The sequence below is a fragment of the Pseudomonas sp. Colony2 genome (genome assembly GCF_019382755.1).
In the GTDB taxonomy this organism is placed as follows: domain Bacteria; phylum Pseudomonadota; class Gammaproteobacteria; order Pseudomonadales; family Pseudomonadaceae; genus Aquipseudomonas.
In genome coordinates, this window is record NZ_CP080030.1 from 4336270 (window position 1) to 4353574 (window position 17305).

Consider the following 17305-nt stretch of genomic DNA (forward strand, 5'->3'; position numbering starts at 1 on the left):
CCGATCAGCGTTAGTCTCGGGGAATAAGTGCACCCGGCACCTGAATCACCCGGCTCGCCAGCCGATGCCCGGCCAGTGCTGCATCCTGCGGCGAGCCGCCCTTGAGCCGACTGGCCAGGTACGCCGCACTGAACGAATCCCCCGCCGCCGTGGTGTCGACCACCTTCTCCACCACCAACGCCGGCACCTCGAACCGCTCCCCCTCACAGCGAATCAAACACGCATCCGCCCCGCGCTTGAGCGCCACCTCGGCAATCGTCGGGTACGCCGCAAACACCTGCTCGCTGTCTTCATAGCCGAACAACGCCCGTTCGTCATCCTCGGTCAGCAAGGCGATATCCACCTCGGCCAACACCGCGTGATACGCCGCGCGTGCGGCGTCCACGCTGGCCCACAGGCGTGGCCGGTAGTTGTTGTCGAACACCACCTTGCCGCCGCGCTTGCGGGTTTCGACCAGGGTTTCCAGCAGGCGCGCACGGCCCACTTCGCCCAGCACCGCCAGGGTGATGCCGCTGAAATACACCACGTCGTACGTCGGCAACGCTGCCAGGATCGGCTCGGCCGCCGGTGTGGTGAAGCAGTCGCGCACGGCCGCTTCGTTGCGCCAGTAGAGGAATTTGCGTTCGCCGTTGGCATCGGTCTGGATGCAGTACAAACCCGGCAGGCGCCCGGGCAGGCGCTGGACCATGCCCAGGCCCAGGCCTTCTTCGGCCCAGTGCTTGCACATGGCATCGCTGAAGCTGTCATCGCCCAGGGCGGTGACGTAGTCGACGGTGCTCGGTTCACCCAGTTCGCGGCGCAGGTAGACGGCGGCGTTCAGGGTGTCGCCGCCGAAGCTTTGTTGCAGGCTGCCGTCGGCGCGGTGTTGCAGTTCGATCATGCATTCGCCGATGAGGGCGATGCGGGGTTTTGTGTTCATGCCTGGGGTCTCTCGATGTACTGGAGGGCCTCTTCGCGAGCAAGCCCGCTCCCACATTTGAATGCATTTCAACTGAAGGAACTCGGTCGAATGTGGGAGCGGGCTTGCTCGCGAAAGGCGCGACTCGGTCTAGAAGCAGGTATGCAGGCTTTCGATCACCTGCAATTGCTCATCCACCAGATTACCCACTTGCCACTTGTCGAAGGTCAGGCACGGGTGGGATGTGCCGAAGGAGATGATGTCGCCAATGCGCAGCTCAACCCCCGGTGCGACGACCATGAACGCATGCTGGTCCATCACGGCGGTGACCTTGCACGCGGTCACGTCATCACCCTCGGCTGGCAGCACGCCAGCCTTGTAGCGCTTGAGCGGCACCGGCAGGCCGGCGTCGTAGGCGACGTCGCGCTTGCCCAGGGCGATCACCGCAAAGCCCGGCTCCGGCAGCGACTGAACATGGGCCCAGACTTCCAGCGCCGGGCGCAGGCCTTCGTTGAGGTCGCTGCGACGGTCCAGTACGCAGCACTGCGCGTCTTTGTAGATGCCGTGGTCGTGAGCCACGTAGCTACCCGGGCGCAATACGCTGAGGAAGCGGCCGGCGGCGTTCTGGGCTTCGAAGGATTCGGCAATCAGGTCGTACCAGGCCGAACCCGAGGCGGTAATGATGGGCTTGGCCAGGTCGAAGGCGCCGCTGTTTTGCAGGTCGACGGCCAGGCGTACCAGGGAGGCGGCGAATTCGCGGATGCCACTGATGGCGTGCTCGCCATGGATCACTCCTTCGTAGCCTTCGATGCCGGTGAGGGCCAGCGCAGGCTGGGCCTTGATCGCCTTGGCCAGGTCGAGCACCTGTTGTTCGGTGCGGCAACCGCAACGCCCGCCGACCACGCCGTATTCGATCATCACGTTCAAGCGCAGGCCACGGGCGGCGAAGAACAGGCCCAGGTCGGCGACGTTGTCCGGGTGGTCGACCATGCAGTGGAAGTCGAATTCGGGGTCGGCCAGCAGGTCGGCGATCAGCGCCATGTTCGGCGCGCCTACCAGTTGGTTGGCCATCAACACCCGGCGAACCCCACCGGCGTACGCAGCGCGGGTCTGCACGGCGTTGGCCAGGGTGATGCCCCAGGCGCCCTGCTCGATCTGCCGCTGGAACAGCGCGGGCATCATGCTGGTCTTGCCGTGAGGCGCCAATTGCGCACCGCTGTTGCTGACGAAATCCTGCATCCAGCGGATGTTGTGTTCCAGGGCGTCGCGGTGCAACACCAGGGCCGGCAGGCTGACGTCACGGACCAGATGTGCACCGACGGCGGCGGCGCCTTTTTCAACGGCATTGAAGGCAGACATAAGGGTTTCCTATTCGTTGATGCGACGGGCCAGGTTGTTCGCACTGTCGATCAGCACCCGGCGGTAGTCGTTGTAGTTTTTGATCGCATCGGCCCGTGGGGCGACGATGCACAGGGTCGCAATGCTGATGCCTTGGGCGTCCCGAACCGGGGCGGCAAAGCAGTGGGTAAAGGTGTCGGCGACACTGTCGAAGGAGAAGAATCCGTCGAGGGTGGCCTGACGGATTTGTCCGAGGAAGGTTTCCAGAGGCAGGCGCTGACCGTCCGGGAGGATGAAGTCGTCGTAGTCGATCAGGTCGATGATTTGCTGGTCGCTCAGGTGGCCCAGCAGCAGGCGGCCGGAGGCGGTCCAGGGGATCGGCGCGTTCTCGCCGATGTCTGAGGAAATGCGGAAATGCCGCTCGCCTTCGCGCATCAGGGCCACGGTGTATTTGCGGCCATTGAGCAGGCACATCTGGGCGGTTTCGTGGGTTTGGCTGACGATTTCCTGCAGGGCGTGGTCGGCTTCGCGGGTCAGGTCGAAATGGCGCAGGTGGGCCTGGCCGAGGAAGTACAGCTGACGGCCGAGGTAGACGTGACCGTCCTTGCCGACGGTTTCGAGGATGCGCCGTTCCAGCAGCGAGGCCACCAGTTCGTAGACCGTGGATTTGGGGCTGCCGATGCCGCTGGCGATGTCATTCGGGCGCAGGGGCTGGCCGATTTCCTTAAGGAAATCGAGGATATCGAACGCCCGGTCGAGGCCTTTGGCGCGGCGTTTGATGGTGTCTTCGGTCATGGCAGTCGTCGGTCCCGTTTGAAGATGTAGCTATCAACACAGACCCCCTGTGGGAGCGGGCTTGCTCGCGAAAGCGGTGTGTCAGTGAATACATCTACAACTGATCCACCGCTTTCGCGAGCAAGCCCGCTCCCACATTGGGTCTCCTGTGGTCTCAAGAGACGGGCATTTAGCCTTTTTTCTTGTAGGCCACGCAATCGATCTCAACCTTGCAATCGACCATCATGTTCGCCTGCACACACGCCCGCGCCGGAGCATGTTCCGGGTTGAAGTATTCGCCGAAGACTTTGTTGAAGCTCCAGAAGTCCCGTGGGTCTTCCAGCCATACACCCACACGCACCACGTCTTCCAGGGCGTAGCCGGCTTCTTCGAGAATCGCCACCACGTTGCGCATGGTCTGGTGGGTCTGGTCGACGATCCCGCCCGTGATGATTTCACCGTCCACCGCCGGCACCTGGCCCGACACGTACAACCAGCCATCTGCTTCCACCGCGCGGGCGAAAGGACGAGGCTGGCCGCCGCCTGCAGTGGCGCCGGTGCCGTAACGAGTAATGCTCATAATGGATCTCCTGAAGTGATGATTTAAAAACGAATGTTCTTGAGAAATTCCGCGAGTCGCGGCGATTGCGGGCGTTCGAAAATGTCTTTCGGCGGCCCTTGTTCTTCAATGCGGCCCTGGTTCATGAAGACGATCTTGTCCGAGACTTCATAGGCAAAGCGCATTTCGTGGGTGACCAGCAACATGGTCATGCCCTCTTCCGCCAAACCCTTGATTACGCTGAGCACTTCGCCCACCAGTTCCGGGTCCAGGGCCGAGGTGACTTCGTCGAACAGCATCAGGCTCGGGTTCATCGCAATCGCCCGGGCAATCGCCACGCGCTGTTGCTGGCCGCCCGACAGTTGGCCCGGGAAGTGATTGCGGCGCTCCAGCAGGCCGACACGGTCCAGCCATTTTTCCGCCAGTGCAACCGCTTCGTCCTTGCCCATCTTCTTGACCTTGAGCAGGCCCAGGGTGACGTTCTGCAAGGCGGTCAGGTGCGGGAACAGGTTGAACTGCTGGAACGCCATGCCGGTCATCGCGCGGTGCTGGGAGATCACCCGCTCCGGGTGGCGCACGCGCTTGCCGCCGACCTCGCTGTAGCCGATGGATTCGCCGTCGAGGGTGATCTGGCCGCCCTGGAATTCTTCCAGCAGGTTGACGCAACGCAGCAGCGTGGTCTTGCCCGAACCGCTGGAGCCGATCAATGTCACGACGTTGCCGCGCTGCATGCTCAGGTCGACGCCCTTGAGCACTTCCACCGGGCCGTACTGTTTACGCAGGCCGCGAATGTTCAGCAGTGGCTGGCTTTCTTTTGAGAGTTGGTTCATGGCAACGCCACCCGCTTTTCAATGTAACGCCCCAACAATTCGATGGCGTAGTTGATGACAAAAAACATAAAGCCTGCAAACAGGTAGAACTCCAGGGTCATGAACGTCCGGGCGATGACCTGTTGGGTGCTGAGGAGCAGCTCGGCCACACCGATCACCGACAGCAAGGTGGAAGCCTTGACGATTTCGGTGGACGAGTTGACCCAGGTCGGCAGAATCTGCCGCAGCGCCTGGGGTAACAGCACGTAGCCCAGCGATTGATAGAAGGTCAGGCCGATGGCCTTGCCCGCTTCCAGTTGCCCCTTGGGAATGGCCTGCAATGCACCGCGCACGATTTCCGAAACGTGAGAGCCGCAGAACAGCGTCAGGCCCACGGCACCGGCCTGGAACGCAGTGATCTGCCAGCCAAGCGCCGGCAGCATGTAGAAGCACGCCAATACCAGCACAAATACCGGCGTACCGCGGATCAGGTCGACGTACAGGCGAAACGGTGCGCGCATCCAGAATTTGCCGTAGGTCAGTACCAAGCCGGCGACGATGCCGATCAGGGTGCCGAAGATAATGGCCAGGGCCGAGCAGTAGACGCTGGTCTGGAACCCCGCCCAGAGGGTTTCCCGGGCGATCCACAACTCATGCAGCCAGCTGGGGGATTCGTACATGGGCGCTCCTTAGCGGCGAATTGCCAAACGCTGTTCCAGGTAACGGAGCAGCATGGCAATGAGGTAACAGGCAGCCACGTAGAGCGCGGTCGTGACCATCCAGGTTTCAATCACCCGGTAGCTTTCGACGTTGATCTTGCGGGCGTAATAGGTCAGCTCCGGCACCGCGATGGCGGCCGCGAGGGAGGTGTCCTTGAACAGCGAGATAAAGTTGTTCGACAGCGCCGGCAGCACGTTGCGCAGCATCACCGGCACGGTGATGTACGCGCGGATACGCCACTCGCCCAGTCCGATGGCCAGGCCCGCCTCACGCAACCCCTTGGGAATGTTCAGCAAGCCTGCGCGGAACACTTCGGTCAGGTAGGCACCGGCGTACAGCGACAGGGTGATGATGAACGAGGGGATCTTGTCCAGCCGGATCCCCAGGCTGGGCAAGGCGAAGTAGATCAACAGGATCAGCACCAGGATCGGGGTGTTGCGGATCACCGTCACATACACCGAGGCCACGATGCGCAGCGCACGGTGTTTGGACAGCATCGCAAACGCCATCAACAGGCCGATCACGCAACCGATGGCGACGGACAGCAGTGCCAGTTCAAGGCCGAGGCCGAGCCCCGCCAGCAAGCTGGGGAAATCGCGCCACACAGCGGCAAAGTTCAACTGATAGTTCATGGTCGGCAGTACCTGATTGGGGCGCCGTCAGCGACGCCCCAGGGTTTACGAATTACTTGAACTCAACCGGGAAACCGATCGCAGGCTCTGGCAGGTCCACACCGAACCATTGCTTGAACGAGGCCTTGTACATTGGGAATTCCACACCGGTCATGGCTTCATGCAGGGCGGTGTTGACGAAGTTCAGCCAGTCCTGGTCGCCACGCTTGACGGCGCACGCATAGGTTTGCGGGCTCCAGGCGTAGCTCGGGCTGCGGTAGCGGCCCGGGTTTTGCACCATCAGGTACTTGACCGAGGACTGGTCGGTGGCGGCGGTGTCGGCACGCCCGGAGTTCACGGCCTGGTACATCAGGTCGACGCTGTCGTACTGGTCGACCTTGGCTTTGGGCAATGCCTGGTGCACCAGTTCTTCGGCGTAGACGTTCTGCAGCACGGCCACGGTGACGCTGTCGCCAGCGGCTTGCAGGTCTTCGATCTCTTTGTATTTGCTGTTGGCCGGCAGCAGCAGGCCCACGCCTTCGCGGTAGTACGGCAGGGTGAAGGCCACTTGCTGCGCGCGGCTGGCGGTAACGGTGATGAACTGGCAGCTCATGTCGACCTTGTCGGTCAACAGGTTGGGAATGCGGGCATCGGAAGACTGCACCACGTATTCGACTTTGCTCGGGTCATTGAACAGACCCTTGGCCACGATGTGGCCGATGTCGATGTCAAAACCCTGCAACTTGCCATCCGCTCCCTGGAAGTGCCACGGCGCATTGGTACTGCCTGTACCCACGATCAGGTGCCCACGCTTGAGCACTGTATCGAGCTTGCTGTCCGCCGCCTGCACTACGCTGGCGAGGGAAGCCGATGCGGCGAAGAGAAAAACACACGCTTTGAACACGGAAGGTCGGTGATGCATGACAAGCACTCCAGGGATTGTGTATTCCGCTATACCGGAACTTAGTATGTAACAACGGAATAAACAGCAGAAAGTGTGCCACACGCAGTAACAGAAAAATATTTCTGGATTAATTTCTTTTTAAATCAACGGGATAGATTTTTATCAGCGATAAGGCACTGGGCCAGCCGCTGCAATCAGGTTGCTACCGTTGGCTACACACCGGGGTGACAGGCCACATTTGGGTGCGGGGGCGGGTCGTTACCGTGCACGAAAGCGGTGCAGTGGCCGGATGGAAGAATTCCGTGGCTGGGCTAGTCTTGGCAGATGATCGACCCTCCAAGGAACGCGTTCAGATGAAGATCAGTCTTGTCCTTATGTTGTTGTCGCTGGCATTTGCCACCCAGGTGTTCGCCAAGGATGACCGGCGCGAATGCAAGGCCGAGCTGGTCAGGCTGAAGGCGGCGTTCAGTACGAACTACACCACGCAGAATCATCATGGGTATCGCAGGGCCAAGGATGCCAAGGATCAGGGTGACTATAAGCAGTGCGTGGGGTTGGCGAAGAAGGCTCGGGAGCGGGCGGAGCGCTGAAGGCTTTGGGCTGCTGCGCAGCCCAGCGGGAGCAAGCTCCCTCGCCACAATGGGCTACTTGGAGGTGGGTACCTGTTAGTTTTGACAGTAGACGGTTTTGATCGCCGGGATTAGCGTGGGCCAGGCCTTTCGCTCAAGGAGATCATCATGGGAATTGCAACGGCGGTGATTGCCGATGCCGAGCAGTATCAGCAGTTGCTCAAGACGCATAGAACGGTGTTCATGCTGTTTGTTTCGCAGCACTGCCCGGCCTGCGGGGAAGCCGGGCCACTGTTTGAACGGATTGCCGGGAAATACGCCAGCTCCGTGAAGAGCCTGGTGCTCGACACTGCCCGAACCCCTAGGCATCCCGAGGTTACCGGCACGCCTACCCTGCTGGTTTTCCAGAATGGCAAGATGATCAATAAGCTGGAGGGGTTCGACGAAAAAACGCTGAGGGAGACGTTCGCCAGGACCAGAATCAGTCCTCCAACATCAACCGCGCCGTCCCCGAAACCCGAATCGAGGCACCCTTCTCATCGGTGATCTGCGCCTGCAGGCGCGAACGGCTGCCCATGTCCTCGCCTTGAATGATGTCGATGCGCCCGTTGTGCGGCCAGCCCAGGTCCCGCAGGTAGCCGGCAAAGGCAGCGGTCGCGGCACCTGTGGCCGGGTCTTCGTACACGCCGCCCACCGCAAACGGGTTGCGGGTGTGGAACAGCGTCGGGCTTTCGGCAAACACCAGCACCACGGTGCCCAAACCGGCGTCGGTCATGTAGCGGCGACCGGCTTCCAGTTCATAGTGCATCTGGCTGAGTTTGGCGCGGCTGTCGAGCGCCAGCACCAGGTGGGAAATGCCGGCATGGATGATCGCCGGCGGAATGCTCGGGTCCAGGTCATTGCGGGTGTAACCGAACAAGGTCAGGCCCGCGTCCACCAGGGCATCGTTGGCCGGTGCGCTGCGGGTTGGCGGGGATTGCAGCGCGGCCTCGATCAGGTCGCCTTCGCTGCGACCGCTGACCGAGATATCGCCATTGTTCAACGCCAGGTGGAATTCGCCATCGCCCAGCGCCAGGCTCAAGGCCGCACCGAGGGCGATGGTGGCATGCCCGCAAAACGCAACTTCGGACTCCGGCGCGAAGTACCGCACGCGCCAGCCGTCATCCTGCGGGCAGGCGAATACGGTTTCCGAAAACCCGACTTCGTGGGCGATACGCTGCATTTCTGCAGCTTCCGGCAGGCTGTCACCGATCCAAACACCTGCAGGGTTACCGCCCTGGTTGCCGTCACAGAATGCAGAAATCTTAAGCACGTCCAAAGTCATTCGGGTAACCCTTCCTTAACGGTTCAGTGAGCGGCGATGCTATCCAAAGGCCAGCCCAGCGTCGAATGAAATTCACCCGTTAAAGAGGGGCCAGCAACACCTGCGTGACCCGCCGCTCCTCCACCGCCGCCACGGTCAGGCGCCAGCCTTCATGTTCCAGGCTGTCACCGACCACCGGCAGTCGATCCAGCAGGCTCATCACCAGCCCGGCCAGGGTCTGGTAATCCTCCGTCGCCACAGCCTTGAAGCCGGTGCGCTGGCGGATCAGGTTGAGGTTCAAGGCGCCATTAACGCGAAAACCACCCTCCTCCTCGACGATATCCGGGCCTTCGACCTCACTCGCATCCGGCAACTCACCGGCGATGGACTCGAGGATGTCGGTCATGCTCAACACCCCGATAAAGTCGCCGAATTCGTTGATCACGAAGGCAATGTGAGTCGACTCCTGACGCATCTGCTCCAGGGCATTGAGAATCGAAAAACTCTCCAGCAAGTTGACCGCCCGGCGCGCCAGGTGCTCCAGGTTCGGCTCGTTACCGGCCAGGTATTCCTTGAGCAACTCCTTCTTGTGCACAAAGCCCAATGGCTCGTCGACATTACCGTTGCGGATCAAGGGCAGGCGCGAGTAAGACGAATGCATCAGTTTCAGGCGGATAGTGTCGGGATCGTCCGACAGATCTATAGAGTCCACCTTCGCCCGAGGCGTCATCAGCGTACGGATCGGGCGTTCAGCCAGTTGCAGCACGCCACTGATCATCACCCGCTCGCGCCGGTCGAACAGCGGCCCGCCGTTGGCATCGGGGTTATCCAGCAGGTCGGCGACCTCTTCACCTACCTCCTCCACTGCCAGATTACGCCCGCCGAGCAAACGCATCACCGCATGGGCCGTGCGCTCACGTCTCGGCAGCGTGCCCTGGGCCGACTTCTTGCGGCGCGACCGGGCGATCTGGTTGAACAGCTCGATCAGGATCGAGAAGCCGATGGCCGCGTACAGATAGCCTTTGGGAATGTGGAAGCCCAGGCCTTCGGCCGTCAGGGCAAAACCGATCATCATCAGGAAGCCCAGGCACAGCATGATCACCGTCGGGTGGGCGTTGACGAAACGGGTCAGCGGCTTGCTGGCAACGATCATCAGGCCGATGGAAATGATCACCGCGATCATCATCACCGCCAGCTCATCCACCATGCCCACGGCGGTAATCACCGCATCGAGGGAGAACACCGCATCCAGCACCACAATCTGCGCAACGATCGGCCAGAACATCGCATAGGCCACGTTGCCAGTGCGCTGAGCCACATGCCCCTCAAGGCGCTCATGCAATTCCATGGTGGCCTTGAACAACAGGAACACACCACCAAACAGCATGATCAAGTCACGGCCCGAGAAACTCTTGTCGAACACCTCGAACAGCGGTTGGGTCAGGGTCACCAACCAGGAAATACTTGCCAACAGGCCCAGACGCATCAGCAACGCCAGGGACAAACCGATCAGACGCGCACGGTCACGCTGCTCCGGCGGCAGCTTGTCCGCCAGGATCGCGATAAACACCAGGTTGTCGATGCCCAGCACCAGCTCCAGCACAATCAAAGTCAACAGGCCGAGCCAGGCCGTTGGATCCGCTAACCATTCCATTTCTCAGTATCTCTTCAAGTTTTTCAGAATGCCGGGCACGGCAACGCACGATCTAGGGACCGGGTAAGGGTAGGCAATCGGAAGACGGGATGCTTGGCCTGGAGGCAGGCGATCAGCGGGAACGGCGGCAGTGAATGTCTTGGGGAAAGACGACTGGGAGGCTCCGAGAGGGTGTTCATGTAGTTCCTGTTGTGGAAAAAGGACTTGAATCGTACAGGCGAAACAAGAATTTCCTACAATGCAAAACTATTACAAGATCTGTAGGATCGAACATTCTGATATTAGGGAGAATGTCGTGAGCCAACAATTTTTCACTATGGTTGGGACAGCCCATAACAAATTTTGAGCATTTGATCGTTCCCACGCTCTGCGTGGGAATGCATACCGTGACGCTCCGCGTCACCCTCTCGCCGGACTTCAGCCAGGCTCGTAGCATCAAGCTTTATCGTCGGGCAGATCAACACGATCTTGCTGCTCTTCACTGATCAGGTATTCAAGAAACGCGGTATACGTCGGCCATGAATCCGGCGCAGTCAACAAGGCCTCCCTACCCAGGCGGCACACATCCACGTCATCACACCAAATCACCCGACCGCCTCCGCCCGAGCAATCCATCACGATCAAACTGGCCGGCGGTTGGGCTAATACCAAAAACTGCCGCGCAAGCCCGGCACGCTCTCGAAGACGTCTGGTTTCGTCCAGGACATTCGGCGCAGGCGCCCACCCTATTGCGTGCAAGGGCAAAACGTAGATTCCAGAGCCATCGAAGAACTCGGCAGCCTCACGAAAATCATCCGCAAGCTCCAGGCCAAGGTGGCTCTGCACCTCATCAAGAAACCCAGGCTCAACGGCGCGCGCGCCATTCAAAAGCAAACATTGTTGCCGGATCATTACCAACGTGGACATCAACACCCGCCCTCGCGTCTAGAGATTTGCCCGCGTGCCAAGAAAGCGCAGATAGCGCCCATCCTCGTTGTCAAAGATCTCGGCCCCTGCACCCATGTATGCCCGCATCAATTCATCGGCGGCCTGATCATCGTGGCCCTGATCCAGCAAAACCTGCCCCAGGCGCAGATGTAAAAACGGATTTCCGAGACCGCCCGGACAGGTCATCGCATAGTCCAAGGCATCCCGGGCTGAGCCTTTGAATCCGGATAAAAAGCATGCATCAGCGATGGCAGCCAATACCCAGGTGGAGGCTTCCCAATCATTTTTCGGCTCGGGGATCAAGATCCAGGCCTTGTTGTATTGCTCGATGGCCTCTTCATAACGGCCGTCATCGGCCAATTGATCACCTGCACTGCATAACGACTGGATCTCTTCGTGCAGCGACGCTGCAAGCTCAGTGGTCATGAGGACTCCTCCAGAGATCCATCTGCATCCCAGAACGACCACAGCCCAACTTCCTGGCCACGCTCATAAATGCCCTGCGCCGCCACCTGTCCATTGTCGTGGTAGTCCCGCCAGTCGCCGTGTTCGGCGCCATCCACGTAATTCCCCTCGGAAGCCAGGTTGCCGTTTGGGTGGTAGGCGCGAAATAGCCCATGTCGAATCCATTGCGTGCCGTCCTCGGACAGGTAACGCGAATACCTGAATCGAACCTCACCGGTCTCGTAGGGAATTTCCGCTATGTGTAACGCGTCTGGTTTTTCGTCCATGGCAAACCTGCTGCGGTGTGTTGATGTGCTTTCAGACTCTGTTGAGAAAACTGACTTTAGCCGGCGTTGTACCTTTATGCCCGTTATTCAGAACGGCCCTTTCGTCATCACCCGCTCATCAATGAAGCTACGCAACATCGCAATCCGCTGCGTATAGGCTTTGCTCAGGCAACTGACTTGGGCGCGGCAGGTATGCCGTTGCTTGAGCCACACAGCCTGATCATCCATCAACGAACCACGTCCGCCCATAGCCATGAAGTGCCGGTTCAGGTCATAAAGCAGCGCCATCGTCACGTCCTGATCATTCAGGGAGCGCGTGGCACAGATAGTTTTCTCGTCAGCCGCCTTTGCCCGGTCACAGTCAAAACTGGCCGCCAGGCTCACAGGGCTGAGCCACAACACAGAAAACCCGGCGAGCACTGCGAATACCGCCGGTTTAATCAAACGAACTGCCATGAAAATTACCTCCTACAGAGGGCTACGCGCCACACCCTGCCCAAACCGATAAATCGCCAGGCAATACCCAATCAACGCCACCGCTGCCAGCAACCCGCCCGCCGCGCCGATCCAGGCAAAACCAAAGTGGCTGCCCACCCAACTGCCCATCAACGCCCCACCGCCAATACCGATGTTGTAGATCCCGGAAAACATCGCCATCGCCACATCCGTGGCATCCGGCGCCAGCACCAGCACCTTCGATTGCAACGCCAGGCCAAAACCCATGATGGCCATGCCCCAGAACACACTCAGGGTCACCAGGTACGACACCTCGCCACTCAACGGCAGCAACAACGCCAGGCACAGCGCCAGTATGGTCACCGCGCTGATCAGGAACCGGTGCGGATTAAAGCGATGCACCAGGCTGAACAACAACGAACCAATAATTCCCGCGCCGCCAAACACCAGCAGGATCAGGGTCACCGTATTGCCACTCATACCGGCAACACCTTCAACAAACGGCTCAACATAACTGTAGGCAGTGAACTGCGCCGTCACCACCATCGCCGTCAGCACATACAACGCCACCAGCGCCGGGCGCTTGAACAACAGCGGCAAGCTGCGCAGCGAACCGGAGTTCTGGCTCGGCAGCAGCGGCAAGGTGCGCGCCAGCCAGAACACCAGCCCGGCGGCAAACGCGCCGATCACCAGGAAGGTGGTGCGCCAGCCCATGGCTTCGCCCAGCAGGCGGCCCAGCGGAATACCCAGAACCATCGCCAGGGAAGTACCGGTAGCCAGCAACCCAAGGGCCTGCACCTGCTTGCCCTCCGGCGCCAAACGCACCGCGAGGGAGGCAGTAATCGACCAGAACAACGCATGGGACAGGGCAATGCCGACCCGGCTGAGCATCAGGATGCCAAAGCTGGTGGCCACGCTGGACAGGATATGGCTGGCGATAAACATGCCGAACAGCACGATCAGCAGCTTGCGCCGCTCGACGTTACGGGTCAGCAGCATCACCGGCAGCGAGGTCAGGGACACGATCCAGGCATAGATGGTCAGCATCAGGCCGACGCTGGCGATGGGCATGTCGAAGCTCGCGCCGATGGCACTCAGCAGGCCGACCGGTACAAATTCGGTGGTATTGAAAACGAAAGCGGCCAACGCGAGAGCGAAGACCGGTTGCCAGTTGGCTTGAGGTGTTGCGGCGGAAATGCTCATTTACAGGTCGTCGTACTCGTTTGCGCGCAGATCAAGCCGGCCCGATGCCGGGCCTTGAGCCGCGCGCAAAAAATAGTAACACGACGATTCAGGGATCGACTTGCCCCATCAGCTCGGGAATCGACTCAGGACGCTTGGCATAGCGCTGGGCCAGCGCCGCGCAGACCATCAACTGGATCTGGTGAAACAGCATCAGCGGCAAGATCAGCACCCCCATGCTCGCCCCGGCAAACAACACCTGGGCCATCGGCACACCGGTGGCCAGGCTTTTCTTCGAGCCGCAGAACAGAATGGTGATCCGGTCTTCCTGGCTGAAGCCAAAAGCCTTGCCCAGCACCGTGGACGCCACCAGCACCAGCGCGAGCAACACACAGCACGCCACCACCAGGCCACCCAGTTCCCACAACGGAATCTGGTGCCAGATGCCCTCGTTGACCGCTTCGCTGAAGGCGCCGTAGACCACCAGCAAAATCGAGCCCTGGTCGACGAACTTCAGCCAGGATTTGTTACGCCCTACCCACTCGCCGATCCAGCGACGGGCGATTTGCCCGGCGATGAACGGTAGCAACAATTGAACACTGATTTTCAGGATCGCATCGACGGTGGAGCCGCCATCGCCATGCACATTCAGCAGCAACGTCACCAGCAATGGCGTCAGGAAGATCCCGAACAGGCTCGACGCCGCCGCGCTGCAAATCGCCGCCGGGATATTGCCCCGGGCCAGCGAGGTAAAGGCAATCGCCGACTGCACGGTGGCGGGCAACGCACACAAATAGAGCATGCCCATGTACAGGTCTTTACCGATCAGCGGCGACAACACCGGCTTGAGCCCCAGGCCCAGCAACGGAAACAGCACGAAGGTCAGGCTGAACACCAGCAGGTGCAGGCGCCAATGACCCGCACCGGCAACAATGGCCTGGCGCGACAGTTTCGCGCCGTGCAGGAAAAACAGCAGCGCGATGGCCAGGTTGGTCACCCAGCCAAAGGCCACGGCGGTCTGGCCGCTGGCGGGCAGCAGGGACGCGAGGATCACCGTGGCCACCAGGGTCAGGGTGAAGTTGTCAGGTAAAAAGCGTGGGCGAGTCATAGGCCAATCTTCCAGGGGTTGCCAAGAGCATCGTCGCGACTCTAACGTAACGGCTTGTTACCGACTAACGCCAATGAGCCATTAAATGCCGCCAAAAGGACATGACAAAACTGTGCGCCGCAGCGTGCCCGGGCTTTCCAGCCTGCCCAGGCCGGTGTATGGCCGCACCGAATCCCTGCCCAACCGCGCGCTGACCCGCCGCCATAGTCACCCGTGGGTGCAGTTGTCCTACGCAATATCCGGGGTGCTGGAGATCCAGACCAGCGTAGGACGCTTCGTCGCGCCACCCCAGCGAGCCGTGTGGATACCGGCCGGCATGCCACACCGGGTGTTCAGTTCGCCCCATACCGAGATGCGCAGCCTGTACCTCGATTGCAGCGTCACCGCCTGGGCGGCCGACCGCTGCCAGGTGCTGGCGGTGAGCAGCCTGTTGCGCGAGTTGATTCGCAGCTTCAGCGAATTGCCGGTGGAATACGCCGAGGATGGCCCGGATGGACGGCTGGCCCAAGTGGTGCTGGACCAACTGGCCGCCGCGCCCCAGGTCGACCTGATGTTGCCGCTGCCCGCCGACAGCCGCTTGCGGCAGATTTACCGCAGCCTGAACCTGCACCCGGAGCAGCAAACCACCCTGGGGCAGTGGAGCCAGAAACTGGCGGTCAGCGAGAAAACCCTCAGCCGGCTGTTCCTGAGCGACACCGGCCTGACCTTCCGCGCATGGCGCCAGCGCCTGCGATTGTTGAGCGCCCTGCCCGCCCTGGAACAAGGCGAACGCGTGACCGATGTGGCGCTGGCCTGCGGCTACGAATCCACCTCGGCCTTCATAAACGCCTTCCGCCAGCAGTTCGACGCCACACCCGGTGAGTTCTTCCTCTGATCATCAGACAACAAAGACCTCAAAAAGAGAACAGGGCCCCCGTGGGAGCGGGCTTGCTCGCGAATGCGGTGGTTCAGCCAGCACATGTATTGACTGACCCACCGCATTCGCGAGCAAGCCCGCTCCCACATTTTGTCCCGCGTTGATCCCGTTAGCGTTGCGCCTTGGCCAACACCGCCTGCAACAACACATCCGCCCCCGCCGTCGACCACTGCGGATGAATCTCCTCCGCCTCGTTATGGCTCAGCCCCTCCACACACGGCACAAAAATCATCGCCGTCGGCGCCACCCGGTTCAGGTAGCAGGCATCATGCCCGGCCCCGGAAATCATGTCGCGATGGCTATACCCCAACGCTTGCGCCGAAGCCCGCACCACCTCCACACACTCAGGGTCGAAGGCAATCGGCGCGTACTGGAAAATCTGCTTCACGCTGTGCTGCAAACCAATCCCCTCGGCGATCCGCGCCACCGCCGCCTGCAACTGCCGATCCTGATACCCCAGCACCGCTTCATCCGGATGCCGAAACTCCACACTGAAAAACACCCGCCCCGGCACCACGTTGCGTGAATTGGGGAAGATATTCGCCATGCCCACCGTCGCCCGCCCTTCGGCGCCCTGTTCCAGGCCGATCTGATTGACTGCCTCCACCACCCGGGCAAATCCGAGCAATGCATCGAGCCGGTGATCCATCGGCGTCGTCCCGGCATGAGCGCTGCGCCCGCTCAGTTCCACTTCATACCAGCGCTGGCCCTGGGCGCCGGTGACCACACCGATGGTCAGGCCCTGTGCCTCAAGAATCGGCCCCTGTTCGATATGCAACTCAAACGCCGCATGCACCGCCTGGCCACCCACCGGATGCGCACCGGCATAGCCAATCTGCTGCAACGCCTGGCCGATGGTGATCCCGGCCTTGTCTTCCCGGGACAGGCCGTACTCCAGGTCAAACACCCCGGCATACACCCCCGAGGAAATCATCGCCGGCGCAAACCGCGAGCCTTCTTCATTGGTCCAGTTCACCACTTCGATTGGCCGCTCGGTTTCAATCCCCAGGTCATTCAAGGTGCGCACCACCTCCAGCCCGGCCAGCACGCCGTAGATACCGTCGTACTTGCCGCCCGCCGGCTGGGAATCGCCATGGGAACCGGTCAGCACCGGGGCCAGGTGATCCTGGCGCCCGGCGCGACGGGCAAAGATATTGCCCATGGCATCCACCCGAATGCTGCACCCGGCCGCCTCGCACCATTGCACAAACAGGTCGCGACCGCGGCGGTCCTCATCCGTGAGGGCCAGGCGCGAGACCCCGCCCTTTTCGGTGCCGCCGATCTGCGCCATTTCCATCAGCGAGCCCCACAGGCGCTCGCCATTGACCCGCGCCAAGTCGTTCATGAACGCGGCTCCTGGGGTTTGGCCCGGTAGCGGAAGTCACAGTGATGGGCACCGCCCATGATGGTCTGGGTGCGGGTCAGCTTGATGTCCGGGTTGTAGCCGACGATAAACAGTTCGTCGCGGTTGCAGGACAGCAGGTGACCGATCTCGCCCAGGCCCATCTCGTGATACATCTCGGCATAGCGGCAGCGCTTCACGTCATAGTCGTAGTGCTCGGCGTCGCTGGCGATGATCTCGACCTTCAGCGCATCGTCCTTTTCCCAGAGCACTTGCAGCTCGACAAAGCTCTTGAGGTCGGCGCCCTGCTCTTCCAGCTCGGCAAAGTGCTTGCCGGCCTGGATCGCTGCATTGCCCACCGCCTCGCCGATCACCGCCGCCGCAAAGTCCTTGCCCTGCTCGCGCACCAGGATCTCGTAGATCGGCTTGATGATTTCGGCTTCGATCCGCCGCCGGGCCAGGATGCCCAGTTCACCTTCCAGCTTGCTCATTGTGTGCCTCCGT

Annotated in this window: 21 protein-coding genes; 3 read left to right on the top strand and 18 right to left on the bottom strand. The window is 60.9% G+C overall.

Annotated elements, in window-relative coordinates; all coding sequences use genetic code 11:
• Positions 1 to 10 precede the first annotated feature (10 nt).
• From JV201_RS17120 to JV201_RS17155, 8 genes are all read right to left on the bottom strand, one after another.
• Positions 11 to 919 carry a sugar kinase gene (locus JV201_RS17120; RefSeq protein WP_177080231.1) on the bottom strand — a complete coding sequence of 303 codons (909 nt, stop codon included), beginning with the start codon at positions 917 to 919 and terminating at the stop codon, positions 11 to 13.
• Between the two features lie 129 nt (positions 920 to 1048).
• Entirely contained in the window at positions 1049 to 2257 is a 1209-nt protein-coding gene (locus JV201_RS17125) for an amino acid deaminase (RefSeq protein ID WP_102369341.1), read from the bottom strand.
• Between the two features lie 9 nt (positions 2258 to 2266).
• Positions 2267 to 3031 (bottom strand): IclR family transcriptional regulator, encoded by a 765-nt coding sequence (locus tag JV201_RS17130; protein WP_003208002.1) that lies wholly within the window; start codon positions 3029 to 3031, stop codon positions 2267 to 2269.
• A 169-nt stretch (positions 3032 to 3200) separates the two neighbouring features.
• On the bottom strand, positions 3201 to 3590 hold the full coding sequence (locus JV201_RS17135) for a RidA family protein (RefSeq protein WP_219405772.1): 390 nt from the start codon (positions 3588 to 3590) through the stop codon (positions 3201 to 3203).
• Between the two features lie 23 nt (positions 3591 to 3613).
• Positions 3614 to 4399, bottom strand: a complete 786-nt coding sequence (locus JV201_RS17140) for an amino acid ABC transporter ATP-binding protein (protein ID WP_003207998.1) — start codon at positions 4397 to 4399, stop codon at positions 3614 to 3616.
• Positions 4396 to 5058, bottom strand: a complete 663-nt coding sequence (locus JV201_RS17145; protein ID WP_003207996.1) for an amino acid ABC transporter permease — start codon at positions 5056 to 5058, stop codon at positions 4396 to 4398. Before JV201_RS17145 ends, JV201_RS17140 begins: the two co-directional genes overlap by 4 nt.
• Positions 5059 to 5067: 9 nt before the next feature.
• A complete protein-coding gene (locus tag JV201_RS17150) occupies positions 5068 to 5730 on the bottom strand; it encodes an amino acid ABC transporter permease (protein WP_219405773.1) in 663 nt (220 codons plus the stop codon).
• A gap of 52 nt (positions 5731 to 5782) precedes the next feature.
• Entirely contained in the window at positions 5783 to 6631 is an 849-nt protein-coding gene (locus tag JV201_RS17155) for a transporter substrate-binding domain-containing protein (RefSeq protein ID WP_003207992.1), read from the bottom strand.
• Positions 6632 to 6966: 335 nt separating this feature from the next.
• Between JV201_RS17155 and JV201_RS17160 the strand changes: the two genes are divergently transcribed.
• Positions 6967 to 7203, top strand: coding sequence for a hypothetical protein (locus JV201_RS17160; RefSeq protein WP_003207990.1), 237 nt, complete (start codon positions 6967 to 6969; stop codon positions 7201 to 7203).
• Positions 7204 to 7350: 147 nt separating this feature from the next.
• A complete protein-coding gene (locus tag JV201_RS17165) occupies positions 7351 to 7728 on the top strand; it encodes a co-chaperone YbbN (RefSeq protein ID WP_083853230.1) in 378 nt (125 codons plus the stop codon).
• Here the strand turns inward: JV201_RS17165 and JV201_RS17170 are convergent.
• From JV201_RS17170 to JV201_RS17205, 8 genes are all read right to left on the bottom strand, one after another.
• The gene (locus JV201_RS17170; RefSeq protein WP_003207988.1) at positions 7664 to 8506 is read right to left on the bottom strand and encodes a PhzF family phenazine biosynthesis protein; all 843 of its coding nucleotides are present in this window, start codon (positions 8504 to 8506) and stop codon (positions 7664 to 7666) included. The two genes, JV201_RS17165 and JV201_RS17170, sit on opposite strands and share 65 nt — an antisense overlap.
• Before the next feature lie 79 nt (positions 8507 to 8585).
• Positions 8586 to 10139, bottom strand: coding sequence for a TerC family protein (locus tag JV201_RS17175; protein ID WP_177008264.1), 1554 nt, complete (start codon positions 10137 to 10139; stop codon positions 8586 to 8588).
• Positions 10140 to 10574: 435 nt separating this feature from the next.
• Positions 10575 to 11045: a hypothetical protein gene (locus JV201_RS17180; protein ID WP_219405774.1), complete on the bottom strand. Its 471-nt coding sequence runs from the start codon at positions 11043 to 11045 to the stop codon at positions 10575 to 10577.
• An 18-nt stretch (positions 11046 to 11063) separates the two neighbouring features.
• Positions 11064 to 11492: a hypothetical protein gene (locus tag JV201_RS17185; RefSeq protein WP_087694196.1), complete on the bottom strand. Its 429-nt coding sequence runs from the start codon at positions 11490 to 11492 to the stop codon at positions 11064 to 11066.
• Positions 11489 to 11692, bottom strand: coding sequence for a toxin-antitoxin system YwqK family antitoxin (locus JV201_RS17190; protein WP_374707370.1), 204 nt, complete (start codon positions 11690 to 11692; stop codon positions 11489 to 11491). The genes JV201_RS17185 and JV201_RS17190 overlap by 4 nt, the downstream gene beginning before the upstream one ends.
• A 192-nt stretch (positions 11693 to 11884) precedes the next feature.
• Positions 11885 to 12253 (bottom strand): lysozyme inhibitor LprI family protein, encoded by a 369-nt coding sequence (locus JV201_RS17195; protein ID WP_214498627.1) that lies wholly within the window; start codon positions 12251 to 12253, stop codon positions 11885 to 11887.
• A gap of 12 nt (positions 12254 to 12265) precedes the next feature.
• Positions 12266 to 13456: a sugar transporter gene (locus JV201_RS17200; RefSeq protein WP_003207980.1), complete on the bottom strand. Its 1191-nt coding sequence runs from the start codon at positions 13454 to 13456 to the stop codon at positions 12266 to 12268.
• A gap of 88 nt (positions 13457 to 13544) precedes the next feature.
• Positions 13545 to 14543 (bottom strand): bile acid:sodium symporter family protein, encoded by a 999-nt coding sequence (locus JV201_RS17205; RefSeq protein WP_219405776.1) that lies wholly within the window; start codon positions 14541 to 14543, stop codon positions 13545 to 13547.
• Between the two features lie 85 nt (positions 14544 to 14628).
• Here JV201_RS17205 and JV201_RS17210 point away from each other — a divergent pair, with 85 nt between their 5' ends.
• Entirely contained in the window at positions 14629 to 15417 is a 789-nt protein-coding gene (locus JV201_RS17210; protein WP_087694199.1) for a helix-turn-helix transcriptional regulator, read from the top strand.
• 151 nt (positions 15418 to 15568) lie between these two features.
• Here JV201_RS17210 and JV201_RS17215 read toward each other — a convergent pair whose 3' ends face one another.
• Positions 15569 to 16804, bottom strand: coding sequence for a Zn-dependent hydrolase (locus JV201_RS17215; protein WP_219405777.1), 1236 nt, complete (start codon positions 16802 to 16804; stop codon positions 15569 to 15571).
• Positions 16801 to 17292, bottom strand: a complete 492-nt coding sequence (locus JV201_RS17220; protein ID WP_010173377.1) for an L-2-amino-thiazoline-4-carboxylic acid hydrolase — start codon at positions 17290 to 17292, stop codon at positions 16801 to 16803. Before JV201_RS17220 ends, JV201_RS17215 begins: the two co-directional genes overlap by 4 nt.
• Positions 17293 to 17305: the final 13 nt, after the last annotated feature.